Consider the following 22,515-nt stretch of genomic DNA (forward strand, 5'->3'; position numbering starts at 1 on the left):
TTTTTTAATAAGGAATCGACTTGTCCCATAAAATGACAGGCATTGTCAAAAGCTTTGACATTCTCAGTGGTAAAGGCCTCATCATCCCTTCAGATGGGCGAAAAGATGTTCTGCTTCACATTTCAGCCGTTAACTCCCGCGAATCAGAATTACTCATCCCAGGAAGCCGCATAGAATTCTGTCGGATCAATGGTCCCAGAGGGCCTGTGGCTGCGAACATTTACCTCTCCTGAATTTCAGGGTCACAAAATAAACAGATCAAAACTTAACCACATGTGATACGGTGAAGTTCATTCATTGAAAGGTTAATGGTTATGTCTATTATCAATTACGCAATGAAATTCTTCAGCGGTGCATCTACTGCCACTGTTGTCTGCACTGTTTGTGGTTTCAAATCAGTTCAACCGATGGCAAAAATCCGGCGCAATCAGGCCATGCTTTGCCCTCGGTGTAAAGCCCTGTTTATCTCACGGCGCTAGTATCAACTGATCCGCCGTGGACAGAACCATCTTCTATACTTAAGTTAAATCCCAGCAGCTGTTAAATCCCTGATGCCTTACGCCCATCCTGAGAGAACGTTTCTGAACTGATTTCGCAACTGCTCCTGCGCGCTAATGTCGCATCAGAGCAATGCTATGAAAATGAACCCCAGAGCGTGGTTTAACCGCTCCCGTATTCCGGTGAATGCTGCCGAAAACGTAACGTTTTCGGCGAACGATCCTGCAAGCGAAAACACTCCGCGGTCAGAACTCTTTTCGACTGCCCAGATGGAACGCTATGGTCAGAAGCTGGCGCGGACCCATAAAGTATCACCGGATAAACATCCCTATTATCTTCTGAAACGGCTTGGCGACAATGAGGCCGTTATCACCCAAAACTGCTATGAGCTTAATGCAGGTAAAAAGACCAGTATCATGCCCGCCGGGGAGTGGTTGCTGGACAATTATTATCTGATTGAGGAACAAATCCGTACCGTCCGCCAGCACTTGCCGAAAAGTTTTGGTAAAGGTCTCCCGTCGCTGATGTCGCCGCTGAATTGCCCAAGAATTTATCATATCGCATCAGAGGCCATTGCTCACGGTGATGGCCGCTGGGATGCCACCAGTCTGACCAGCTATCTCGCTGCCTATCAACAGGTGACGCCGCTGACGCTGGGTGAAGTCTGGGCATTACCGGGAATGCTTCGACTGGCGCTGATTGAAAATCTTCGTCGTATCAGTATGGAAGTGATAAAAGCGCAACAGGACAGAAACCTGGCAGATACGTGGATAACCAGGATTTTCGAATGTGCAGAGAGTGCGCCTGGTGATTTAATTATGGTGGTTGCCGATTTGGCGCGCTCCCGTCCTCCGTTATCCAGCGCGTTTGTCGCAGAACTGGTGCGGCGTCTGCAGGGTCACGGCAACGCGCTGTCGTTACCTCTTACCTGGGTTGATCAGTGCCTTCGGGAACAGGGAGTCACCACTGACATTCTCATAAATAACTTCAATCAACAGCTTGCCGCCAGCCAGCTGTCTGTCAGTAACAGCATCGCAGGTCTGCGATTACTGGGTGAAACGGACTGGGCTGATTTCGCCGAAACGATAAGCGTCGTCGAACAGGTATTAAGCAATGATCCTGCCGGTATCTATCCCCGGATGCACTTCAATACCCGGGATCATTACCGGCACGTAGTTGAGGTCCTGGCCAGAGACAGTGGGCTCAGCGAGCCTGAGGTTGCTGACAGGGTGCTGGCGCTTTCAGAGGAAAAAGCCCCCAATACACCGGAACATCATGTTGGTTATTATCTCGCCGGCGAAGGTCGACAGGCACTGGATATACATCTCCTGGCAGACACCTCAAGACTCATACGCTTGCGGCACAGTTTCAACAGAATAACCCTGCTGTCATGGCTTGGTAGCCTGGCGTTGTTGACAACCGCAGCGACCGCGGCAATATTGCACGAAACTGCCATGCAGGGCGCAGGTTGGTTGTTAATCGCGGTGATATTACCTCTGGTTATCGCTTTAACTCAGTTAATGAGTGATTTACTCAGTGACGCAACCACCCGTTTTCGCGTTCCTCGCCCCTTGCCGGGGATGGATTTTTCAACCGGCATTCCCGCTGACAGTGCCACCATGATCGTCATCCCCTGCATGCTGACCAGCCACGAAAGTTTCAGCCAGCTCCTCTCCTGTCTTGAAGTCTGTTGGTTGGGGAATGAAAACGAAAATCTCAGGTTCGCGCTGCTCACTGATTTTGCAGATTCTGAAAATGAACCCTCGCCGGAAAGTCACGCGCTGCTCAGACAGGCTATCGCTGATACGCAGGTGCTGAATCGCCGCTACCCCTCCGGCCGACCACGTTTTTATCTGTTACATCGTCAGCCTGAATGGAACCCCTCGGAAGGAGCGTGGATGGGCTATGAACGCAAGCGGGGAAAACTGGCGTTACTGAACAGCTGGTTGCGCCATCCCGGAACGCAATTCGTCAGCGTTGCAGACATGCCTGCCCACCTTTTACCGGGTCACATAAAATACGTCATTACCCTGGACAGTGATACGGTGTTACCGCGCGATACGGCTCACAAACTGGTCGCGGCGATGGCCCATCCGTTGAATACGCCAGAGTATGATCCGGTACGCCAGAGGGTGGTCAAAGGATTTGGTATTTTACAACCCGGTCTTGCTGAGGAGATACCACGTAACGGTCAGGGGCGTTACGCCGCCCTGCGCAGCAGCATACCGGGTAATAACCCCTATTCTATGATGTCTTCGGATATCTATCAGGATCTCTTTGGGGAAGGGTCGTTCGTGGGCAAAGGGATTTACGATGTTGACATTTTTATGCAGGCCACTGCCAATACCTGCCCGGAAAATCTGGTTCTCAGCCATGATCTCCTCGAAGGGTGCTATGCGCGCTCGGGTCTGCTGAGTGAGGTGTTACTCTACGAACAGTACCCTAATAATTATCTGTCGGACGTTGCACGCCGTTCACGCTGGATCCGGGGTGACTGGCAACTGCTTAACTGGCTGAAACCACACGTCAGAAAAGCCGATGGAACCCGTACCCGGAATCCACTGACCGCGCTTTCTTACTGGAAATTACTCGACAATCTGCGTCGCAGCCTGGTCGCCCCCTCTTTAGTGGTATTGCTCTACTTCACCCTGCTTTGGGTTCCCAATCCGGTTTACTGGCTGTGCATACTGTCACTGATTTGGCTGTTGCCAGCCCTCCTCTGCATCACCCATGACCTTCTCAATAAACCTCTGCGCCGTCGCCTGAAGCCGCATCTGTTACTTGTAATGGCGGGCGCGCTGAAGCGTCTGTCAGGTATCGGTCTTAATTTTGCGATACTGCCACACGAAGCCGGATATTCGCTGAAAGCGATCGCCGTGACGCTATGGCGACTGGGGATAAGCAGGCGTCACCTCAGCCAGTGGGTCAGCCACAGCCAGGACAGCAATCAGGCCAGATCCACTGTTGCACGTTTTTATCAGGCGATGTGGCTGAATGTTGCCGGTGGCGTGACGCTGATAATTCTGACCGGAAAATTGGCCCCCCAGCTGCTGGGGATTGTGTTACCGATCGGTTTGGTATGGTGTGTGGCGCCGTTGCTGATGAGCTGGCTGAGTCGTCAGCCCGTGCGTAAGGTTTTTTCGCCAGGTCAGGAACAAAAACAGCTGTTACGCCAGACAAGCCGTGAAATCTGGGCATTTTTTGAAACCTTTGCCACAGAAAAAGAGAACTGGCTTCCGCCTGATAATTATCAGGAAATACCACAACCGACGGTGGCACACCGAACTTCTCCTACCAATATTGGTCTTTCACTAATGGCTAACCTGACGGCATGGGACTTTGGCTACCTGCCCGGCGGAGAGGTGCTCCGGCGCGTGTCGCTCACACTCGACACGCTGGATAAAATGGAGCACTACCGGGGCCATCTGTACAACTGGTATGACACCCGTACGCTGGCCCCCCTCAGTCCACGCTATATCTCCAGCGTCGACAGCGGCAACATGGCCGGGCATTTGTTGACGCTGCGTGCAGGGCTGTCCGCCATGCGTCATCAGCCTGTTTTAAGCAGCCAACAGATACTGGCAGGACTGAACGATACGCTGGATATTCTGGAAAAACAGTGGGGTAAGAACCCACCTGACAGCCTGAGACTGCTGCGCAAGCATTGCCTGAATGCGGTGTCGCTCTCTCCGCAGGCGTTTATCAGCGAACTGAAAAACATGCGCACCCAGTGCAACCATCTGACCATGTTATGCCATCAGGGGTCACCTCTTCAGATGCGCTGGGCAGGACATCTGGAGCATCAACTGGTTCAGCTTTGCCATGAGTGGTCTCTGTTGCTTGGCTGGTTACCTGTATCCTGGAATGAGCAGACGCTGCCGACGCTGAGCGAGCTTGCCCGTCCGACATTAACCGGTACAGAAACGCCTCCGGCGTCAGTGGCGGAGCAGGCCCGAATGCGACTCAATATTATCACCGAGCTGGAACAGCGGCTGGATGAGCATGCCCGGATGGATTTCGCCTTTCTGTACAGTGAAGCAACCAGTCTGCTCAGCGTCGGTTATAACTGTGACACGAATACGCCTGACAAGAGCCACTACGATCTCCTGCCGTCTGAAATCCGCCTGACCAGTTTTCTTGCCATTGCGACTAATCAGCTACCTCTTAAAAGCTGGTACGCACTGGGTCGATTGTTTACCACGATTGATAATGAAACGGCCCTGATGTCATGGAGCGGATCCATGTTTGAATATCTGATGCCGAATCTGGTGATGCCCACCTGGCCCGGCAGCCTGCTCGATGAAATGAGTCAGTCGGCGGTTATGCGCCAGATTCACTGGGGGAAAGAACGCGGGGTACCATGGGGTGTTTCAGAGTCTGGCTATCATGCTTTTGATGTTCAGCATAATTATCAGTATCAGGCATTTGGCGTACCGGGGCTCGGTCTACGCAGGGGACTTGCCGATGACATGGTTGTCGCTCCTTACGCCACGCTGCTGGCGCTGATGGTTTCCCCGCAGAAAGCTTGTGAGAACCTGTTCAGGCTGCAAAAAAATGGTGCATGCGGAGAATACGGTTTTTATGAAGCGCTGGACTATACCCCCTCACGTCTTGCAACCGGTCAGCTCTATGCGGTGGTACAGTCCTGGATGGCGCATCACCAGGGTATGGCATTTCAGGCGCTGGCTCATGTGCTGCTTGATGCCCCCATGACTGAACGCTTTATGTCCAGTACGGTATTCCGGTCAGCGAGTCTGCTGTTACAGGAGCGCGTGCCGGATGCGGTCGATCTGTACAGTCCGCGCCGTCATTTTGAATCTCATGAGGGCATGGTCAAACCCGTTCGCTATGAACCCCGTATTTTCTATAGCGTGGATACCCCCGCCCCGGATATTCAACTCCTGTCCAACGGCCATTATCATCTGATGTTGACCGCGGGCGGCGGCGGTTACAGTCGCTGGAATGATATTGCACTAACGCGCTGGCGCAGTGATACCACCCGTGATAACTGGGGAGCTTTCTGCTACATCCGCGATACCCAGACGGGAGATGTGTGGAGCAATACCTGGCAACCAACAGGCTACACCAGCGGACAAGACGAGGAAGTGTTGTTCACCGATGCGGGGGCAGAATTCAGACGCAGCTTAGGGGGACTCAGCGTCAAAACTCAGGTGGTGATCTCTCCGGAGGATGATGTTGAATTGCGACGGCTCACACTGATTCATCGTGGTCGCAAGCCTCGCTCTCTGGAGCTGACGACCTATGCTGAAGTGGTACTGGCACCTGATGCCAGCGATCTGGCACACCCGGCATTCAGCAATTTGTTTATTCAGACTGAGCTGGCTCCTGAGCGTGACGCTATTCTTTGCCACCGACGCCCGCGCTCACCGGATGAACCGGGCCCTTGCCTGTTTCACATGATGGTGGTGCACGGCGATAACCGACATAACGTGTCGTTTGAAACGGACAGGGCAAGGTTTATTGGACGTGGCAGAAACCCTGCGAATGCACAGGCAATAGAGACGGGAGGGATGCTAGGCAACACGTCGGGCTCGGTGCTGGATCCGATACTGGCAATTCGCAACGCCATTATTCTGCAGCCGGGGCAGCCGGTTACGATTGATATCATTTATGGCATCAGCGAGACCCGTCAGCAGAGCCTGGCGTTGCTGGAGAAATATCGCGATTACCCTATCGCCGATCGCGTCTTTGAACTGGCCTGGTCTCACAGTCTGGTGGTATTGCGCCAGATGAACGCCAGTGAAGATGATGCCACGTTGTTCAATAGTCTCGCCAGCGCTGTGCTTTACCCTGTCCAGGAGCTGCGCGCCGAAGGCCAGGCGATCGGCCGCAACCGGCGTGGCCAGTCCGGACTGTGGGGCTGGGCAATTTCAGGGGATCTGCCGATAGTGCTGCTGAGTATAACCAGCGAGGAAGGTATCACCTCAGTGACCACACTGATTCAGGCACACCGTTACTGGAGACAGAAAGGGCTGGATGTTGATTTAGTTATCCTGAATAACAGCCCCGGCGGCTACCAGCAGGGATTACAAAATCAGATTATGGAGTTAATTTATGCCGGGTCTGAAGCCAGTCTGCTGGATAAAAAGGGCGGGCTTTTTGTCCGCAACGGTGAGCATCTCTCCGCTGAGGATAAGTTGCTTTTGATGAGCGTGGCCTGTCTTTATCTTGATGACCGCGCAGGGGGGATTAATGAGCAGCTTAACCAGCGTATTCATACCCTGAAATCGCCGGCAAGGGCATTCATTCCGCGTGCTGTGCGCGAGCGTAATCAACATACGGACTGGAGCCCTGATACCAGTCAGTTATGCCATTTCAATGGGTACGGTGGATTTTCTCAGGATGGGCGGGAGTATCAGATCGTCCTTCGGGAAAATGCGCTTACACCGGCTCCCTGGTCGAACATACTGGCAAATTCTCGTTTTGGCAGTGTGATCTCAGAGGCAGGGCAGGCCTATACCTGGTATGAGAATGCCCATGAATACCGGTTGACGCCGTGGGAGAACGATCCGGTGAGCGATCGCAGCGGCGAGGCATTTTACCTGCGCGATGAAGAGAGCGGGGAGTGCTGGTCGCCGACGGCTTTACCTGTTCGCGGACACGGTGATTACCTGACCCGCCATGGTTTTGGCTACAGCGTTTTTGCCCATCGTGAGAGTGGTATAGACAGCGAGTTGACGGTCCTGGTTGCTGAAGAAGATCCGGTTAAACTGGTGCTCCTGACGCTCAGTAACTCTTCGGGACGGACACGTCAACTTTCCGTCACAGGCTATGTAGAGTGGACGCTCGGAGAAACACGAACGCGCTCAGCCCCTCACATTGTGACACATGTGGCCAGAACGCCCGGCGGCTGCGGGATACTTGCGAATAACTTTTATGGTGATAATGGTGGCGGCCGAACTACATTTTTTGCCGTCAGCGGTAATGACTGTTCTCTGACAGGGGACCGCCGGGAGTTTATTGGCCGTAATGGTTCCCTTCACGCCCCTTCGGCTATGAAACTGCAAAAGCTTTCTGGTAAGACGGGGGCCGGTCTGGATCCCTGCGGAGCGGTGCAATCGGCGGTTACATTAATTGACGGGGACCAGAGGACGTTTATTTTTATCCTCGGCGCAGAGGAGAATGATGTTTGTGCTCAGGAGACGCTGGCCCGCTACATGAACGAGGATACGGTCCGCCAGGAGCTGAACCGGATTCATAATCACTGGCACAATGTTCTCGATAAAATCGTAGTTAACACCCCCGACACGTCCGTAAATTTACTGGTTAATGGCTGGCTGTTGTATCAGACAGTCGCCTGCCGTCTTATGGCCCGGAGTGGCTACTATCAGTCTGGCGGTGCATTTGGTTTTCGCGATCAGCTGCAGGATACGCTGGCTCTGAGCCACGCTGCTCCGGACCGGATGCGTGAACAGATAATACTCTGTGCATCACGGCAGTTTATCGAGGGGGATGTGCAGCACTGGTGGCACCCGCCACACGGCAACGGTGTGCGTACCCGCTGTTCCGATGACTATCTTTGGCTGCCGCTTGCTGTTTGCCACTATGTTGAAACGACGGGGGATATGGATGCACTGGAAATACGCATTCCTTATCTGGAGGGACGCTCGCTTCAGCCTGGTGAAGAGTCTGTCTATGACACGCCGGTCATCAGCGGCACCGAAGAGACACTCTGGTTACACTGCGTCAAAGCTATTCACTATGGACTTCGCTTCGGGGAGCATGGCCTGCCGCTGATGGGGGCTGGTGACTGGAATGACGGGATGAACCGGGTGGGTATCGAAGGCAAAGGTGAAAGCGTCTGGCTGGGCTTCTTCCTGTACGACATTTTGCAGCGGTTTGCAGCGCTGGCGGAGCGCAGGCTGGATGAAAGCGTCGCCGCGATGTGCCATTCACAGGCTCTGCGCCTGCAAAGCAATCTCGAAGCCCACGCCTGGGATGGGGAATGGTACCGGCGCGGGTATTTTGACGATGGTACTCCCCTGGGATCGAAAACCTCACAGGACTGCCGGATTGATGCGATTGCTCAGAGCTGGTCTGTATTGTCCGGCGCCGCAAGCCCGGGACGGTGCGCAAAGGCCCTGCAGGCGCTGGATAAGCACCTTGTGGATAACAAAGGCGGGCTGATCAAACTGTTAACGCCTCCTTTCGACGGACACGGTCCAAATCCGGGCTACATACAGGGGTACCTGCCCGGTGTGCGGGAAAACGGAGGGCAGTATACTCATGGCGCCATCTGGGCCGTGATGGCATTTGCCCGGATGGGGAATGCCAAACGTGCCTGGCAACTCTGGTCAATGCTCAACCCTGTAAATCATACTCTCAATGCGGGCTCTGTCGGGATTTATAAAGCTGAACCTTATGTCATGAGTGCTGATGTCTACAGCGTAGCTCCCCATACTGGTCGTGCAGGCTGGAGCTGGTACACCGGTTCTGCAGGCTGGGCCTGGCGTTTACTTACCGAGGAATTACTGGGGATAAAACGCACCGGCACTGACTTTAGTGTTCATGCCCTATTACCGGATGCGTGGCCGTCTTTTTCTATTGCTTATCAGTATGGTGAAAGCCACTATCAGATTAGTGTCTCACGCGGCGATGCAGAATATTCCGTGACGCTGGATGGTGTTCTCCTCCCTGATGACAGAATACCGCTGAAGGATGATGGACAAAACCATACGGTTGAGATCATTCAGAACTGACACTGATCCCGGAGGTGCATTAACGTCTGCCGTTAATGCGCTGATTATCCCTGAGAACATCAATCGCAGTCTGCATGGCGATTTTGTCATCCCGCCTTTTTTGTTTGTCCTGCATGACCTGAAGGTATTCCAGCAAGGTGCGGGTATTAATCGGTCTGCCCTGTTTACCCACAGCCAGCACGGCTTCACCAAGAATAATTTTCACAGGCGGTAGTTGTGCCGGATACCAGTCAAGGGTGTCTTCTGATTTCATCATAAATTTCTCACGGAAGGATAGTGTATCATAAATCAGACGTTCAATTTTCAATATCTTACATCCTGATTCAGACACAACTTAACATAACTTATGCCAGTTATTTTTATATCAAAGCGTATAATAATTACTGTATTCCTCAGAGAATCATTTATGTCTTATACAAAAAGGCTCAGATATTTTAAAGAAAGACCGGTTCATGTTGCCTGCCCGGTATGCGCACACAGAGCTGATCAGAAAGCAGGTAAGCTAAGAAAAGATGCGGTTCTTGAGTGCCCTGCCTGCGGACTGTTGTTCAGACCTTCAGAATGCTGGTGTATCGGCGGCTGATCAGCTTCTGCCACTTAACGTCAGTGATGTCGGAAAATGACAACGTTCCTCCTGTACTGCAGTTGTCGAGGGTATGATAATGAAATCTAAAAAATCTGTTTTTATTGAAGGACGTATCCTGTCGAACAGCTGTCACGGGCAGGCTGGCCAACCTTTCTGTATTCACCGGGTCAGGTTTAGTAATGGTAAATATGCCATTATCCGGGTGGCATCCGGGATATGTTTCAAACCAGGCGAAATTATTCAACGAAACGATTGTGAGTGGTTTTATAAACTTACCAAAATTCGCCTTCTTTCTTTTGAGTACCTTGATGATGATGAATCCAGAAGACAATTTCTTGAATATCAATGAAAAACCCATGAAGTTATAACAGCATAACTTTGCTGATTTACAATGTATCCCTGACTATTCAAAAACTGTTGCCAGTAATTGAAATTGTTTCTTCTGAATTTATACGAATTCAAACTGTCTAAAAGAATGAGTATCGCTAAAGACGAATTTTCTCAGCATTTCCCTTTTGCGTTATAACTCCATTAGCATTAAGGAAATTTATGTCACAGACTTTTACTTATAATTTACTCCATCCCCGCTACTGGCTTACCTGGACTGGTTTGGGTCTGCTGTGGCTTCTCGTTCAGCTTCCTTACCCGGTTTTACATATTCTGGGCTCTGGTCTTGGAAAAATATCCAGACCCTTTCTGAAACGTCGGGAAGGAATTGCGATTAGAAATATCGAACTCTGCTTTCCAGGAATGACACCGTTTGCCCGAAACCAGATGGTCAAGAAAAACTTTGTTTCTCTCGGACTGGGACTGATGGAAACAGGAATGGCCTGGTTCTGGAGTGATGCGAGAGTCAAAAAATGGTTTGATGTCGAAGGGCTTGAAAACCTGACCGGTGCGACCAGAGGGGTAATGGTTGTCGGGATTCATTTTATGTCCCTTGAGTTGTGTGGAAGAGTAATGGGTTTATGCCATCCTATGATGGCTACGTATCGCCCACACAATAATCTATTAATGGAATGGGTACAGACAAAAGGTCGTATGCGTTCAAATAAGGCGATGATTAATAGGCGTAATTTATCTGGTTTTGTTCATGCATTGAAAGCTGGTGAAGCCGTGTGGTTTGCACCAGATCAGGATTATGGGCCTAAGGGAAGCGTTTTTGCACCTTTTTTCTCGGTAAAAAAAGCAGCCTCAACGAACGGAACATATGCTCTGTCAAAACTCGCAGGTGCACAACTGATCACACTTAGCATGATTCGACGTAGCGATAAAAAAGGTTATCGCATGTATATCAGCAATCCGTTGTCAGGCTATCCAGGGGAAGACAAGGTCGCCGCAGCGGGTTATATGAATAAGATCATCGAGCATGAAATTCTCCGAGCCCCTGAGCAATACCTGTGGATGCATCGCAGATTCAAAACGCGTCCTGAAGGAGAAGCCTCTTTATATAAATGAACCATTCTACTTGTCATGTACCATGAATCTATCTTGCTGACTACTTTGTAATAGCAGCAGGCTTTACCACGTTGAAATCCTTAAGTTTATAAGGATGAGGCAATGTTTTCCGGGGAAATATCTTAGTAGTCTTCAAACTATCTCCGATTATCCCTGCAATTCTTTACCAAGAGGTTCCCGAGTAAGTACTTGGTGGTTCCCAACTAACTCTTACATATAGCCATTGGCCGTTTACTTAACCAAAAAACGATTGCCAGAAATTTGTAAAGCTCACAACCTTCTACAGTTCCTGCTGTCTAATGAATGACAACACACACCTCAAGGAACTATATGACATTTTTAATCATCTCAGGCGTATCTGTAACCTTATTTGCCATGACTATACTTGGCCTGATTATCGTGTGGGGCGGTATCTCCAACATCCCTGACGATTACTGATTCTCAAAATTCCCTACGCCAGCTACAGGGAAATATTTGTAAATCGTCTTTACCCCAACCCCAATCACATCTGCGGCCTGCTGTCGGGTAGCTCCGTTTGCGAGCATTCGACGACAATGCTCCACAGCGTCGCTAGTCATTATCCGGCGACGTCCGCCAACTCTTCCCTGCTCCCTCGCCGCAGCTAAACCTGCGCGTGTGCGCTCGACGATCAATTCTCGCTCCATTTCAGCCAACGCACTCATGACATGAAAGAAGAAACGGCCGGCAGGCGTCGACGTGTCGATCGAGTCAGTCAGGCTGCGGAAATTCACTCCGCGCGCCTGCAGCTCCGATACCAGTGTGATCAGGTCGCGCACGCTGCGCCCGAGCCGATCCAGTTTCCAGACCACCAGCACATCACCCGGTTTGAGCCTGCGTAACGCACGCTTTAAACCAGGTCGCCGGGCATTTTTCCCGCTGGCCATATCTTCAAAAACCAGCTCACATTCTGCTCGAATCAGTGCGTTTTTCTGTAAATCGAGGTTCTGATCCCCGGTAGACACCCTGGCGTAACCAATCAGCATCATATAACCCTTTGAAATAGCTGATTGTAAAAAGCTCAGGGCTTTCGCTCAAACCCTCGTTTGGGCGAAGCCTCTTTTTGGAGCAAAAAACATGGCCTTTAATCCGCCGCTGGGGGATACCTCTCCCGCTGTGTTGCTCGATAACGCCACGCGCCTGGATAAGCTGGTCAACGGACAGCCGACGACCGTTCCCGACCGCGCCGGTGATCCGCTTTATTCATGGCGGGGTATCCACCAGAACCTTATTCCGCTGAGCAAGCAGTATATGACGCTGGCTGATGCTCAGGCGGATATTGCAAATATACCCGAAGGCTCGACCACGTATTACCGCAGCCCGGATGATAGCGCACTGGCTGTCGAGGTGATCAACAATGCCGGGATGCTTTATGCCACCGGGCGTAGGATGCCTTCACAGGCATTCGTTGCAGGTATCGATCAATTTACCGCAGAGCTTTCTGCACAAATCGCTTCTCTTCAGCTAAAAACAGCAATGCTGTCACAATACAGCTCAGATGAGTGGCAATGGATTTTAACCGGGTTGCAGGGGCCATCGGCAACAGCGCTTGCACTGGATAACGATTTCGGGCTATGGCTGGCAGGTCTTAAATCATCATTGCAGGATTATGTAGAGCAGCTAATCCCCAAACAACTGGCAAATCTTTATCAGGGATTACAACATGTCATTGTGGCTCAAAACGGCGTTGATGGTCTTCTGACTATTAATGACAATGGTGATGTACGTATTGTCGGCACTGATGATGTTCTTCAGGACAGGCTTAACGCGCTATGTTCCACTAACTTTTCCCGCACCATTATTGGCTTCCAGCATGTCGTTTTTGCAGCCGATTTAAAAACCGCCATTTTTGCAATAGATGATGATGGCGGGGTCCATATTCCCGGTATCGATGGCCCGTTACAGGACAATCTTGGCGAATCACTGGCGACCATTAAAACCGTTGGCGGTGTACCTGCAGCAGCATGGCGCGGTGAGGTGGTCTGGTCAGAACGTCCCGTACTGACTACGCAAAAACTGACGCCTTCCGGTTTCGTTTTCAGTTATCTACCTGGCGGAGAGGCAGTATCTGGTTCCGGGGTGATGTATGTACCGTCAATACGTGAAATGCCGCTTGATGCACCTGAAATTCAGGGGGGCGGTTCAAGTGGACAGTCTCTGAACATGGAAGCGGATCATGTCGGACAGAATATTGTTAATCGTAATCCCATTTATCGCGGGCGGTTATTGGCCGGGATGAACGGACGGCCTGAAGGTAAAAATATACAGGCGGTGAATGAGGATGACGTATCCACATTGAACGATATGAATTATCCATCATACCGGCAGGGTAATATTTTACCTATGTACGATGTCCTGATGGATAAGGGGGTAGGAAATACCATATTTATACATGCGCCTTTTGCAGCAGGTGGTCGTTCATTTAAACAAATCAGCAAAGGGACAATCCCATATCAGAACGGACAGAAATTTGTGCAGATGGGTAAAGATGCCGCTGATGGTGTTGGTAAGCCGTATACATTCCGGTTTCTGACGTTTGAGCACGGTGAAACAGACTCCGATAATGGCGACAATCTTTTACCTGGTGATTACCTTACCAAAGCAAACACCTATTTCTCCGGTCTCCAGTCTGATTTCAAGGCTATTTCCGGACAGACGACTGATTTCGCTGTCATCATCGGTCAGGTGGGAAGCCGATTTTATACAAGGTCACAGCCAGTGGATGAAGTCGGTAATGCCCAGGGTGACCCGGTAATCGTTCAGCCTTACTCTATCCCCGCGGTGGATCAGCTGACTTATGTCCGTCAGAATCCGGATACGGCAATCATGTGCGGGCCAAAATACCCGCTTAACTGGCTATATAGCGACGGGTCACTCAGCCACATCAATGCAAAAGGCAAGGTGTTACAGGGTGAATATACCGCGCAGGCAATCTACTGGCATCTGTACGATACCGAAAAGAAAGGAACATGGACGGGATGTAAAGTCAGGGATATTACATTAACAGGAAACCTTTTAGAGCTTGCCTGTGATGTTCCCTTTCCGCCACTGATCATCGATACAGATTTTATTGCCAACTGTCCGAACTACGGGATAAGCCTGGAGAAAAACTCAGCCACGGTACAGGCTGTTTCTGTTATCAATGGGAACACAATTCGCGTTGAACTGAACCAGCCTCCCGCACCTGATGACGTCCTGTTAATCGGATTTACTAATACCACACCACATACCAATGGAAATCTGTATCCGCTGACCTGTTTCAGGGATTCTTCACAGACCGTGTCACGTTGGGTGACGCTCAATGGCGCACCTTTCCCTCTGTATAACTGGTTATGTCTGGATCGTCTTCCCCTCACTGGAGAAATATAATGGTTGCTGCAATTAATACAGGTAAAGTCTATTCCGGCGCGCGAGCCGCTCTTGACCTTTCTTCCTCAATTCTTGATCCCGTAGTTCTTTTTCAAAACTATAAAACACGCATAACTGCTGACGGTGGTCATATTCCTGACGAGGCTGGCTGTCTTGAACGTTTTCGCTTTTTATTACTGAATGGCATGTATGAGCGAACAGCCGTTTCTGTCACTCCCGCTTTTGGTATCAAAACCGATGGAAGTGGAAATGTGCAGACAATCTATAACCTGACCGGGGAAAATGGCGATCTTCTTGCGGCTGCTAATGGCGTACCGCCTGAACAGATGTTATACGACCCGACATCACGCTCGGTTAACGTTCGTATCTCCTCTGCCGGTGGGAACAGGCTACTGAGCCGCGGGCAAATCACGGTACAAAAATCATCAAGCTACCTTATCGCTGGATGTATGAGCGATACCAACAGAACGGACGGCAATGGTTTAACGCTTGGTTATGCTGTAAATGGTCTGGCAATGGCTTATATGCGGACAATGATAATCAACAATGAAACGACTGCAGAATCCTGGCGTTTTGGTACCCGTGATTCAGGCTGGCCTGCAGGAAATGGCGGTGCTGTACTGGTTAATTCAAATCACTATGAGGATTACGTACCCGCCGCCGGGTTATTTAAAGTTGCTGCCGGCAAAGTTGAAGGTTACGAGAGAGGTAAACTTTCCATGACTGCCAGTTCCGTCACGGGATCGCTTGCGGACCTGAGAGGACGTCAGTTCCAGCTTGTTATAGGTATCGTAGGAAGCGGAAGTGTCGGATGTGAAGGAACGTTCAGAGATGTACTTCAACTGCATACGGCTTCTGAAGCTGATGGGGTACTGACCTCTAGAATTGGAATGTAAAGAAAGAAATTCGCTTTCATTTTATATTTGTGGATGTACTCAAGATGAAACCCATCCGGTAGCCATATATAGGAGTTACCGGGTGGGTAATTGCAAATGTTCATGCCAGGAGTAGTGATGGCACTAATATCACGCGGGATGTGTTGACGGGAAGTTACGTGGAAACGCGCAGAGATAACATCCACTGGGACCAGTGGGGGCGGCAGTATATGGCGTACAATTGTTTGTTTCCATTTTATATCTGGGCCTGCGCTCAGTAGGTAAAATCCACCCGATACCTCTTGCATACTGTTACATGGCGAGGTGCGAAATGACCATGCAATAATGCTCAATTGGTTCATAAAAAATCCCCCCAGGCAGGCACACCCCGGGGGAAAGAACTTCATGACATTATTGCTGTGTGCAGCTTTGCACAATAACTGTATACATCAAAAGATAATTTCTTCGCGATAAAAATATATCTGGTCAGAGTTGTTTATTGCTAATTTTTAACACTATATCTCCAGCATTATGATGATATTGTCTATCGGCCATGTAATCCAACAACCTCAAGGGCAAGACGGTAGGCTTTGTGAGCGTCGTCGGGTTGTTTATCCATTTCAGAAATTATAGTTTTCAATATGTTATCTTTATTAATTGTCTTCCCGCTTGATATCAGCAACACAAGACATTCGCCAAGTGCGCGGATTGCATTCCGGTTGTATTCCTCTCTGTCGAAATGAGAGATACCGATAGCCTTAAAATTTACATCCATAACCATAAATTCCTTGGGGGAAATACTTTTTGCTTTATAACTGATGAGGTGTTTTTAGCTCAATTTAAATTATTTGCAATGTAATACCAAGTTCGCTGCCATTTAAGACCATTACGCTCAGCATAATTATTTTAAAATAATGGGTTTACAATCCAAAAACACTACCACTCACATAAAATTAAGTTTTTTAGACTGTTTTTATTTAGCATCCCTGCCAAATAAAGTAGTCTTTAGCGAAGTTTTTTAATAATTCAGTTCACCACCACGCCTCGCATCGCCATGATACTTTTCAGTTTGTCACGCACTTCTGTCTGCTCAGCATCGGTCAACACACGATTGTAGACAGCGAATATCCCCATTATGCCTGGAAGCCCCATGTTCTGTTCCGGGCTCTGGGCACCATTCAGGATCAGCGGAAGTGTCGATTTCTTTCTAACTGTGATAGCAGAAGAACGTTTTTCTCCACTTGCCCGGGTGATAGACGCTTCTGTATTTGATACCGCAACGGTAAAGCGGGTCCATCCACCTACGGCGCCACCGTGGCTCACCTGAACAGTTGACTCAACACTATTCCCCGTAGCCACCTGTAAAATGAGCGTGCCCGCGGCTTCAATTCGCAGCTGCAGACCACCAAACGGGGCGATACCGGGAAATAAGTTGGAGAACAGACGGCCCGACACGGTGGGCTGATTCATATTGATACACAGCGCAAACGTCATTTCATCGGATTCAATGATCCCCGTATTAGCACCGTGCGCACTGTCTGCGACGGTACGCATCCCCAGCTCAGTAAACTCATTGCCGGTAACCAGATCATACCCGTTGCCGCTTGAATCATACTGGTCCTGCATACCGTAAGTCGCAATACTGGCGCTCTCGTTGAGAATCATTTCAGGTTCGGCCAGTTCCAGATCGTCGGCATTTACCACGCCATCACATACAAGAATCATACTTCCTCCAGTTTTAATAATCCCATCTGGCCCACGCTGGTAGTGGCTCCATTCGCGACAATGGTCAATTTCATTTCGGTCATCCCCTCCGGGATCACCACGTCATAACTGAACGTCCTGAATCCGTCCGTCGACTGGTTCCAGGGGCGAATTCCGGCAATATTGGCTCCATTGGCTTCGAGAAAGCAGGCGGTTGCCGCGTTTTCATCCACATCAAATTTCACTCTGAAACTGAATTTCCTGCGTTCACCGGGGGTAACCGGGATAGTCTGTGATACGCGCGCGCTGCTATTCCCGGCGCCAGTCACCACCAGAACATTACCAACGACATCAGGATCAGTGGTTAATGACACGGTTCCGCTTTCAATAACCCATCCTGACGGCAGACCATTCACGGTATCGAGAAAGAGTGGGTTGATAATGGCATTCGGTCCTCCTGACGTGACCGGGTTGGAGATGGCCATCTGCGGATAAACTGGCATCATGAAAGGTGCCAGCGCTTCCGCCAGTGCTTTACCCATATGAAAAGCACCGAGTGGCGCAGGGTGTGATGGATCAGGTGAGCCATCCTGAAGTTTGCCGTTATAGCCCGCCTTCCAGCCGTCGGTTTCAGGATCAACAGTGACTGACCTCATATCAACGAACGGAAATCCCTGCTCAATTGCATACGCGCGGGTAAAAGCGTTTATCGCGTTTTCTCTGGCTTTCAGCGCCGGATCGCTGTTGTTCTGGGCTGCCATGCTACACACCACCGGGATAATGCCATTCTTGCGGAACTGGGTGAGGATGTACCGAATATTGCTGGTGACCGTTGCAATGGTGAATTTAAAGTTCCCGGCACTATCTTTCTGAATGACATCGTTACGACCACCAAGAAAGGTAATGAATCTGGGCTTTGCTTCAATGGCTGGCTGTAAGTGGACGCGGATCATATCGGCAGTGGTATAGCCGCCGGTAGCCCACTGGCCAACATACTGCAGCTGACCGTTGCTGAACAATGAAGCCCATATCTGCCATGACCTGGCGTTATAAGCATTACCGTCCAGCCCATTCGCCGTTAATGAATCCCCGAACCCGCCGAACGTGTTTTGCAAAAGCCCCTGGTGGGTTTCCAGCGGGATTCCTCGATACTCAAGCGTGGCGTTGCCGTCGTCGCGAACAGCTAGAACCCTGAATCCTCCAATCACCAGATTAAATAAATAGCCTGCTCTGGCCCGACGAATTGATGAGGTTCCGATGAGAAGAGATCGCAAGACATTCAGATAATCAGCAAAGGATTTACCTGGTAACTCTTTCTCACCATTTTCATTGATTGAGAATAGCCGCCGGCCTTGCCGGGTCAGAATATCCAGTGGCCTTTTTTTACGACTGACAGTGTTTATTCCGTGCGTTCGCATATCGGTCGCGCGCGCAAAGTTATGGACCATCTCAATGAATTCCTGAGAGGCCTGTTTCCGCCCTGTCGGTTGCAGGATGCCGTTAACGTTCATGACTTCATAGGCCAGATAATCATTATCCTGGCTACGTATGAACGTTGTGCTTCCCTGCATAATGTTTGCAATATCAGCCTGCGCAGCCTCAATCGTCATGTACTGGCGGCTCAGTGGGATCAGGTTCTGATGGATACCCCGCCACGAATAAAGCGGATCACCGGCGCGGTCGGGGACGGTCGTCGGCTGTCCGTTGACCAGTTTATCCAGGCGCGTGGCGTTATCGAGCAACACAGCGGGAGAGGTATCCCCCAGCGGCGGATTAAAGGCCATGTTTTTTGCTCCAAAAAGAGGCTTCGCCCAAACGAGGGTTTGAGCGAAAGAAAGTTAATCGGGGAAATTTTTGGTTTTAAGAGACGTTGCCGGGGTAGATGGCGTCGTCGTACTGGTAGAAAACGTCGCTGTATTGTCTTGTTGTTACCTGGCAGGTTCCGTCGGCCTGCGGGGCTATCTCCTCAAAAATGGCATCGTAGACACTTCGCGTTGAGCTGCAGAACACCAGCCGCGGTGGCTCAATGCTCGGATCGTTCAGAATAATTTCATCAAAAGCAGCCTGCCACGGAACGGACAACTGATAATCCCCGACAAAGGTGGCCACCTGCAGCCCGGAGGCAGAACCATCCTGGTAACGCAGAATTGCGCGCGGGTTTTCAAAGGACCAGTCCAGCGGCTCGGAGACGGTAAATACTGTCTGTCCGCCAGATGTGGCCATATCCATAACCAGGTTACTTACCGTTTTATTTCCCGGAATGTCATCCGTCAGCAGAATGCGATCGCCATATTGATATATCAGCGCATCCAGTTCTGTTGTCGTGTTATGGCCCAGCCGCTGATAGAGGTATTTCATCAGGCGGCGCATGCCGATTTGATAGGCACGGTTCGGGTCAAGCACCCCATCGAGGGTATAACTCTCAATTTTCCTCGGTGTGGGGTTATCCGGAGTCCGGCATTGCACCGTTTCTTCTGACCACGTCGTGCCATTGATATAAGTGACATCCACACCATCGTAATCATCGGCGGACGGCGCCGAGAAGGTGGTCTGTAACTCTTCGGTCATTTCATGCGGGCTGATAATGCCGGACCAGTTCTTAATCCCTTCCCTGCCTACAGATGCGAGCCCGTCACTCAGCAGGAAGTAAGATTTCCCCGCCGTTGTGATCTTCTGCAGCATTTCCAGCGCGGAGACACTATCGCCTGTCGCGAAGTCGAAATACTCATTTTTCGGGGTCCAGTAGGTTGCCTCAAGGGTATTAATGGCTTCGGTATCCATCGCCAGGCCAAGAGAATTACCGACATGAAACAGCGCGCTGGAGATTCGCCGCGGAGCGCCGGTATCATAAATACGCGTGGCCACAACGTTTACGCGCCGATCAGACTGCGCCGCCAGTTTGCCCCCGGTCTCGACCGTCACACCCATTAGCGTAACGCCGGCGTAAGAGGCAGGACGGTTAAGCAAACGGCCACGCAACGACTGCCAGTACATCGAATCACGCGCATTATTGCTGCCCTGCTCGTTCTGGCGGCGCATCCTGACTTCAACCAGCGCAGGAGTGCTTAGCGTGATTCTGTGCGTATAACCCAGGGCATTAACGTTTTTGTTTTCATACTGGAATGATGCAGTCTGCCAGCCGCCGCCACTTCCATATGTCCGGTACTGAATATCCACCCCGGTATGACGGACGCGTTTTTTCCCTTTGTTATCAAATCCACATAACCCACTAGGGAAAGAAACATTGACCTCAAAGGCATCAACCACCTCATTATCAGGACAAGCCAGGAATGGCCCCATCCACGTATTGCTGTCGTTAATCCCTGTCGCCTGGTAATCGATCATTGTCCTGGGTGAAAAGCCAGGCCAGGTTGCATCAATGGCGCCATTCACCATGCACTGAACCGTTGCGGTCGTACCGTCTGCTGAGGCGATACGGTATTCATTACCGCGGTGCGCAAGTGATAATCGTTGAGTTCCTTCAGGAACGCCGGAGAATGCCGCGCCGGTGCCGCTGCCATACGCAAGGGTGACATTGGCGGTGATCGCCGGGCTGCCGCCGCTGGATGCGGTTCCATCTGTAAACGTCGGGTTATCCCCGAATACAGAAGCCGGGAGTGATGAGGCGGTAATACTGCCGCCCAGCCACGGACTGGACTTCTCAACGATGCGAACAACCCCGCCATCATCCTGCGCGACCAGGTTAGACCCGGCGATCGCTTCATTGATTGCCGCCAGCAGGCCAGACATATTGCCGTAGTTGGCAATAAGCGAAACGGTATAAGTTGTCGCCTGCCAGGTCAGGTTAAACGTCTGGCTGTTAGCCGAAAAATCATAGGTTGTTGGGGCTGCACTGCCGCGCAATGAAGCAGCCGATCCCCCCACACCTGGAACAGCATCCTGTTTGGGCGTGAACGTAGCGATAAAGAGATTATATTCCGCCCCGTTAATTTCCAGCGTAACGGGCATGCCGGCATAGGGATTAATCTCAGTCAGCGTGTCACTGAACAGAACGCTGTAACCCGATGAAGAAGAGATCAGGTAATTGGTCGGCGCGATGATAGTCACCAGCGCCCCCTCCACCCAGGACTCAGGCAGTGAATTATCATCATCACCATCACTCAGCCCGGTGAATGAAACCGACGATCCTGAAACGGTCATGCTGTCGGCGGTAATATCGGATGAGTCCGGCGCCGTCTGCGCCATATCAAGGCCACTGCCGCTGGTCGTTCCGCCCACCTCGGTGGAGTTAAACCAGTTTTCGCTGCGACTATCACCAGCAACATTAGCTCCTGGCGGATAAAGCGTATAAGAAAATAAACCGCCAAGAGCCGAAACAGGCGTTGAGCCGATCCTGATATCACCGTTTGTAAAAGCAACATTCCCTCGGCTCACACAAATCATCATTTCAACCGTCATTCTGGTTGGATCATCAGGGTTAAAACGACTGACCGGCTGAACAACATAATCCGGATAAACCCGCGCACGTCCGAACAACTCCCGGATAGGATCGCCAAGTTTTGCCGTGTTCGCTTTTGCCGGGTTTAAATCGAGCCCTAGCCCATTTGAGGATGAATATCCGCCGCCTTTATCCATTGTGGACATCATATATACGGAATAGGCAGCAGACGCTACAGCGACAGATATCGCCGCCCAGGCAGCTATTTCAGCGCCAGTGCCGTAGGGAGTTGGATATATTCTGACATCACTATCCGGCGTTAATGGGTGATAAGGCCATTCCTCTGGTGGAACTGGAGAGCCATTAATTTCAACCGTAACTGGATGCTGTTGCTCAAGAGAGTAATGCTCTACGTTGGTCTTCATCCATTCATGCAGGGCCGTTCGCGCGTGCTGATGGGTTTCCAGCGGTTCGCCGGGGAGTCGGGAGGGATAAATACGGATCGTCATCGCCAGAATTCCACCTTGATAAATCGCCGTTTAAATTTCCAGACCGGCATAAACGAAACGTTCGATCCGGGGTTACATTCCGCCACCTGCAGCAACCCATTCAGCTCAACAACAATCCCCACATGGGTCACCATGGTTCCCGAATAACACGCCACGCCAGCGCCGACGCATGGCTCACAACGCTCAAGCTTTAACATCAGTTTTCTGGCCTCTTTATCAAGGCCGCCGCCGTCTTTGGTCACACCAGCAAAGTCAGGCCATTCAGGTAGGCCAAGGTCACGGCGTATCTCATTTACAATGCCAAAACAGTCGAGTTTGGGAAAAGAGCGACCGCCCTTCAGCCAGGTGACCGAAAGGTATTTATCAGGATTGAACATGG

Annotated in this window: 15 protein-coding genes; 8 read left to right on the forward strand and 7 right to left on the reverse strand. The window is 50.8% G+C overall.

The window, feature by feature from the left end; translation table 11 throughout:
* Nucleotides 1-20: 20 nt before the first annotated feature.
* The 3 genes from cspF to PGR09_RS07875 all read left to right on the forward strand — a co-directional run bounded on the left by cspF (nucleotide 21) and on the right by PGR09_RS07875 (nucleotide 9,218).
* On the forward strand, nucleotides 21-233 hold the full coding sequence (gene cspF / locus PGR09_RS07865; protein ID WP_071787615.1) for a cold shock-like protein CspF: 213 nt from the start codon (nucleotides 21-23) through the stop codon (nucleotides 231-233).
* An 81-nt stretch (nucleotides 234-314) separates the two neighbouring features.
* Nucleotides 315-479 (forward strand): YnfU family zinc-binding protein, encoded by a 165-nt coding sequence (locus tag PGR09_RS07870; protein ID WP_213191361.1) that lies wholly within the window; start codon nucleotides 315-317, stop codon nucleotides 477-479.
* Nucleotides 480-635: 156 nt separating this feature from the next.
* Nucleotides 636-9,218 carry a GH36-type glycosyl hydrolase domain-containing protein gene (locus PGR09_RS07875; protein ID WP_430916017.1) on the forward strand — a complete coding sequence of 2,861 codons (8,583 nt, stop codon included), beginning with the start codon at nucleotides 636-638 and terminating at the stop codon, nucleotides 9,216-9,218.
* 19 nt (nucleotides 9,219-9,237) lie between these two features.
* Here the strand turns inward: PGR09_RS07875 and PGR09_RS07880 are convergent, their stop codons facing one another.
* On the reverse strand, nucleotides 9,238-9,471 hold the full coding sequence (locus tag PGR09_RS07880) for a hypothetical protein (protein ID WP_004132711.1): 234 nt from the start codon (nucleotides 9,469-9,471) through the stop codon (nucleotides 9,238-9,240).
* Nucleotides 9,472-9,624: 153 nt separating this feature from the next.
* On the opposite strand from PGR09_RS07880, the gene PGR09_RS07885 reads away from it, so the two are divergent.
* The 3 genes from PGR09_RS07885 (at nucleotide 9,625) to lpxP (ending at nucleotide 11,262) form a co-directional block, all read left to right on the forward strand.
* Nucleotides 9,625-9,801 carry a YnfU family zinc-binding protein gene (locus tag PGR09_RS07885; protein WP_430916018.1) on the forward strand — a complete coding sequence of 59 codons (177 nt, stop codon included), beginning with the start codon at nucleotides 9,625-9,627 and terminating at the stop codon, nucleotides 9,799-9,801.
* Nucleotides 9,802-9,880: 79 nt separating this feature from the next.
* Nucleotides 9,881-10,153 (forward strand): hypothetical protein, encoded by a 273-nt coding sequence (locus PGR09_RS07890; protein ID WP_023279061.1) that lies wholly within the window; start codon nucleotides 9,881-9,883, stop codon nucleotides 10,151-10,153.
* A 200-nt stretch (nucleotides 10,154-10,353) separates the two neighbouring features.
* Complete coding sequence (lpxP, locus tag PGR09_RS07895; RefSeq protein WP_047053427.1) at nucleotides 10,354-11,262, forward strand: kdo(2)-lipid IV(A) palmitoleoyltransferase; 909 nt, start codon at nucleotides 10,354-10,356, stop codon at nucleotides 11,260-11,262.
* A gap of 431 nt (nucleotides 11,263-11,693) precedes the next feature.
* On the opposite strand, the gene PGR09_RS07900 is transcribed toward lpxP, so the two are convergent.
* Nucleotides 11,694-12,266 carry a recombinase family protein gene (locus PGR09_RS07900; RefSeq protein ID WP_224108436.1) on the reverse strand — a complete coding sequence of 191 codons (573 nt, stop codon included), beginning with the start codon at nucleotides 12,264-12,266 and terminating at the stop codon, nucleotides 11,694-11,696.
* Between the two features lie 91 nt (nucleotides 12,267-12,357).
* Here PGR09_RS07900 and PGR09_RS07905 point away from each other — a divergent pair, with 91 nt between their 5' ends.
* Together PGR09_RS07905 and PGR09_RS07910 are read left to right on the forward strand one after the other, a co-directional pair.
* Entirely contained in the window at nucleotides 12,358-14,649 is a 2,292-nt protein-coding gene (locus PGR09_RS07905) for a hypothetical protein (protein ID WP_430916019.1), read from the forward strand.
* The gene (locus PGR09_RS07910) at nucleotides 14,649-15,545 is read left to right on the forward strand and encodes a hypothetical protein (protein ID WP_224108419.1); all 897 of its coding nucleotides are present in this window, start codon (nucleotides 14,649-14,651) and stop codon (nucleotides 15,543-15,545) included. Before PGR09_RS07905 ends, PGR09_RS07910 begins: the two co-directional genes overlap by 1 nt.
* Nucleotides 15,546-16,068: 523 nt before the next feature.
* On the opposite strand, the gene PGR09_RS07915 is transcribed toward PGR09_RS07910, so the two are convergent.
* From PGR09_RS07915 to PGR09_RS07935, 5 genes are all read right to left on the reverse strand, one after another.
* On the reverse strand, nucleotides 16,069-16,299 hold the full coding sequence (locus PGR09_RS07915; protein WP_430916020.1) for a hypothetical protein: 231 nt from the start codon (nucleotides 16,297-16,299) through the stop codon (nucleotides 16,069-16,071).
* A 251-nt stretch (nucleotides 16,300-16,550) separates the two neighbouring features.
* The gene (locus PGR09_RS07920; protein WP_224108421.1) at nucleotides 16,551-17,249 is read right to left on the reverse strand and encodes a LamG domain-containing protein; all 699 of its coding nucleotides are present in this window, start codon (nucleotides 17,247-17,249) and stop codon (nucleotides 16,551-16,553) included.
* On the reverse strand, nucleotides 17,246-19,012 hold the full coding sequence (locus PGR09_RS07925) for an SGNH/GDSL hydrolase family protein (RefSeq protein ID WP_430916021.1): 1,767 nt from the start codon (nucleotides 19,010-19,012) through the stop codon (nucleotides 17,246-17,248). Before PGR09_RS07925 ends, PGR09_RS07920 begins: the two co-directional genes overlap by 4 nt.
* Before the next feature lie 76 nt (nucleotides 19,013-19,088).
* A complete protein-coding gene (locus tag PGR09_RS07930) occupies nucleotides 19,089-22,136 on the reverse strand; it encodes a host specificity factor TipJ family phage tail protein (RefSeq protein ID WP_430916022.1) in 3,048 nt (1,015 codons plus the stop codon).
* A complete protein-coding gene (locus PGR09_RS07935) occupies nucleotides 22,133-22,513 on the reverse strand; it encodes a nitrite transporter (RefSeq protein ID WP_224108416.1) in 381 nt (126 codons plus the stop codon). Before PGR09_RS07935 ends, PGR09_RS07930 begins: the two co-directional genes overlap by 4 nt.
* Nucleotides 22,514-22,515 lie beyond the last annotated feature (2 nt).

The sequence above is a fragment of the Klebsiella sp. 141251 genome (assembly GCF_050600725.1).
GTDB lineage: Bacteria > Pseudomonadota > Gammaproteobacteria > Enterobacterales > Enterobacteriaceae > Klebsiella > Klebsiella aerogenes.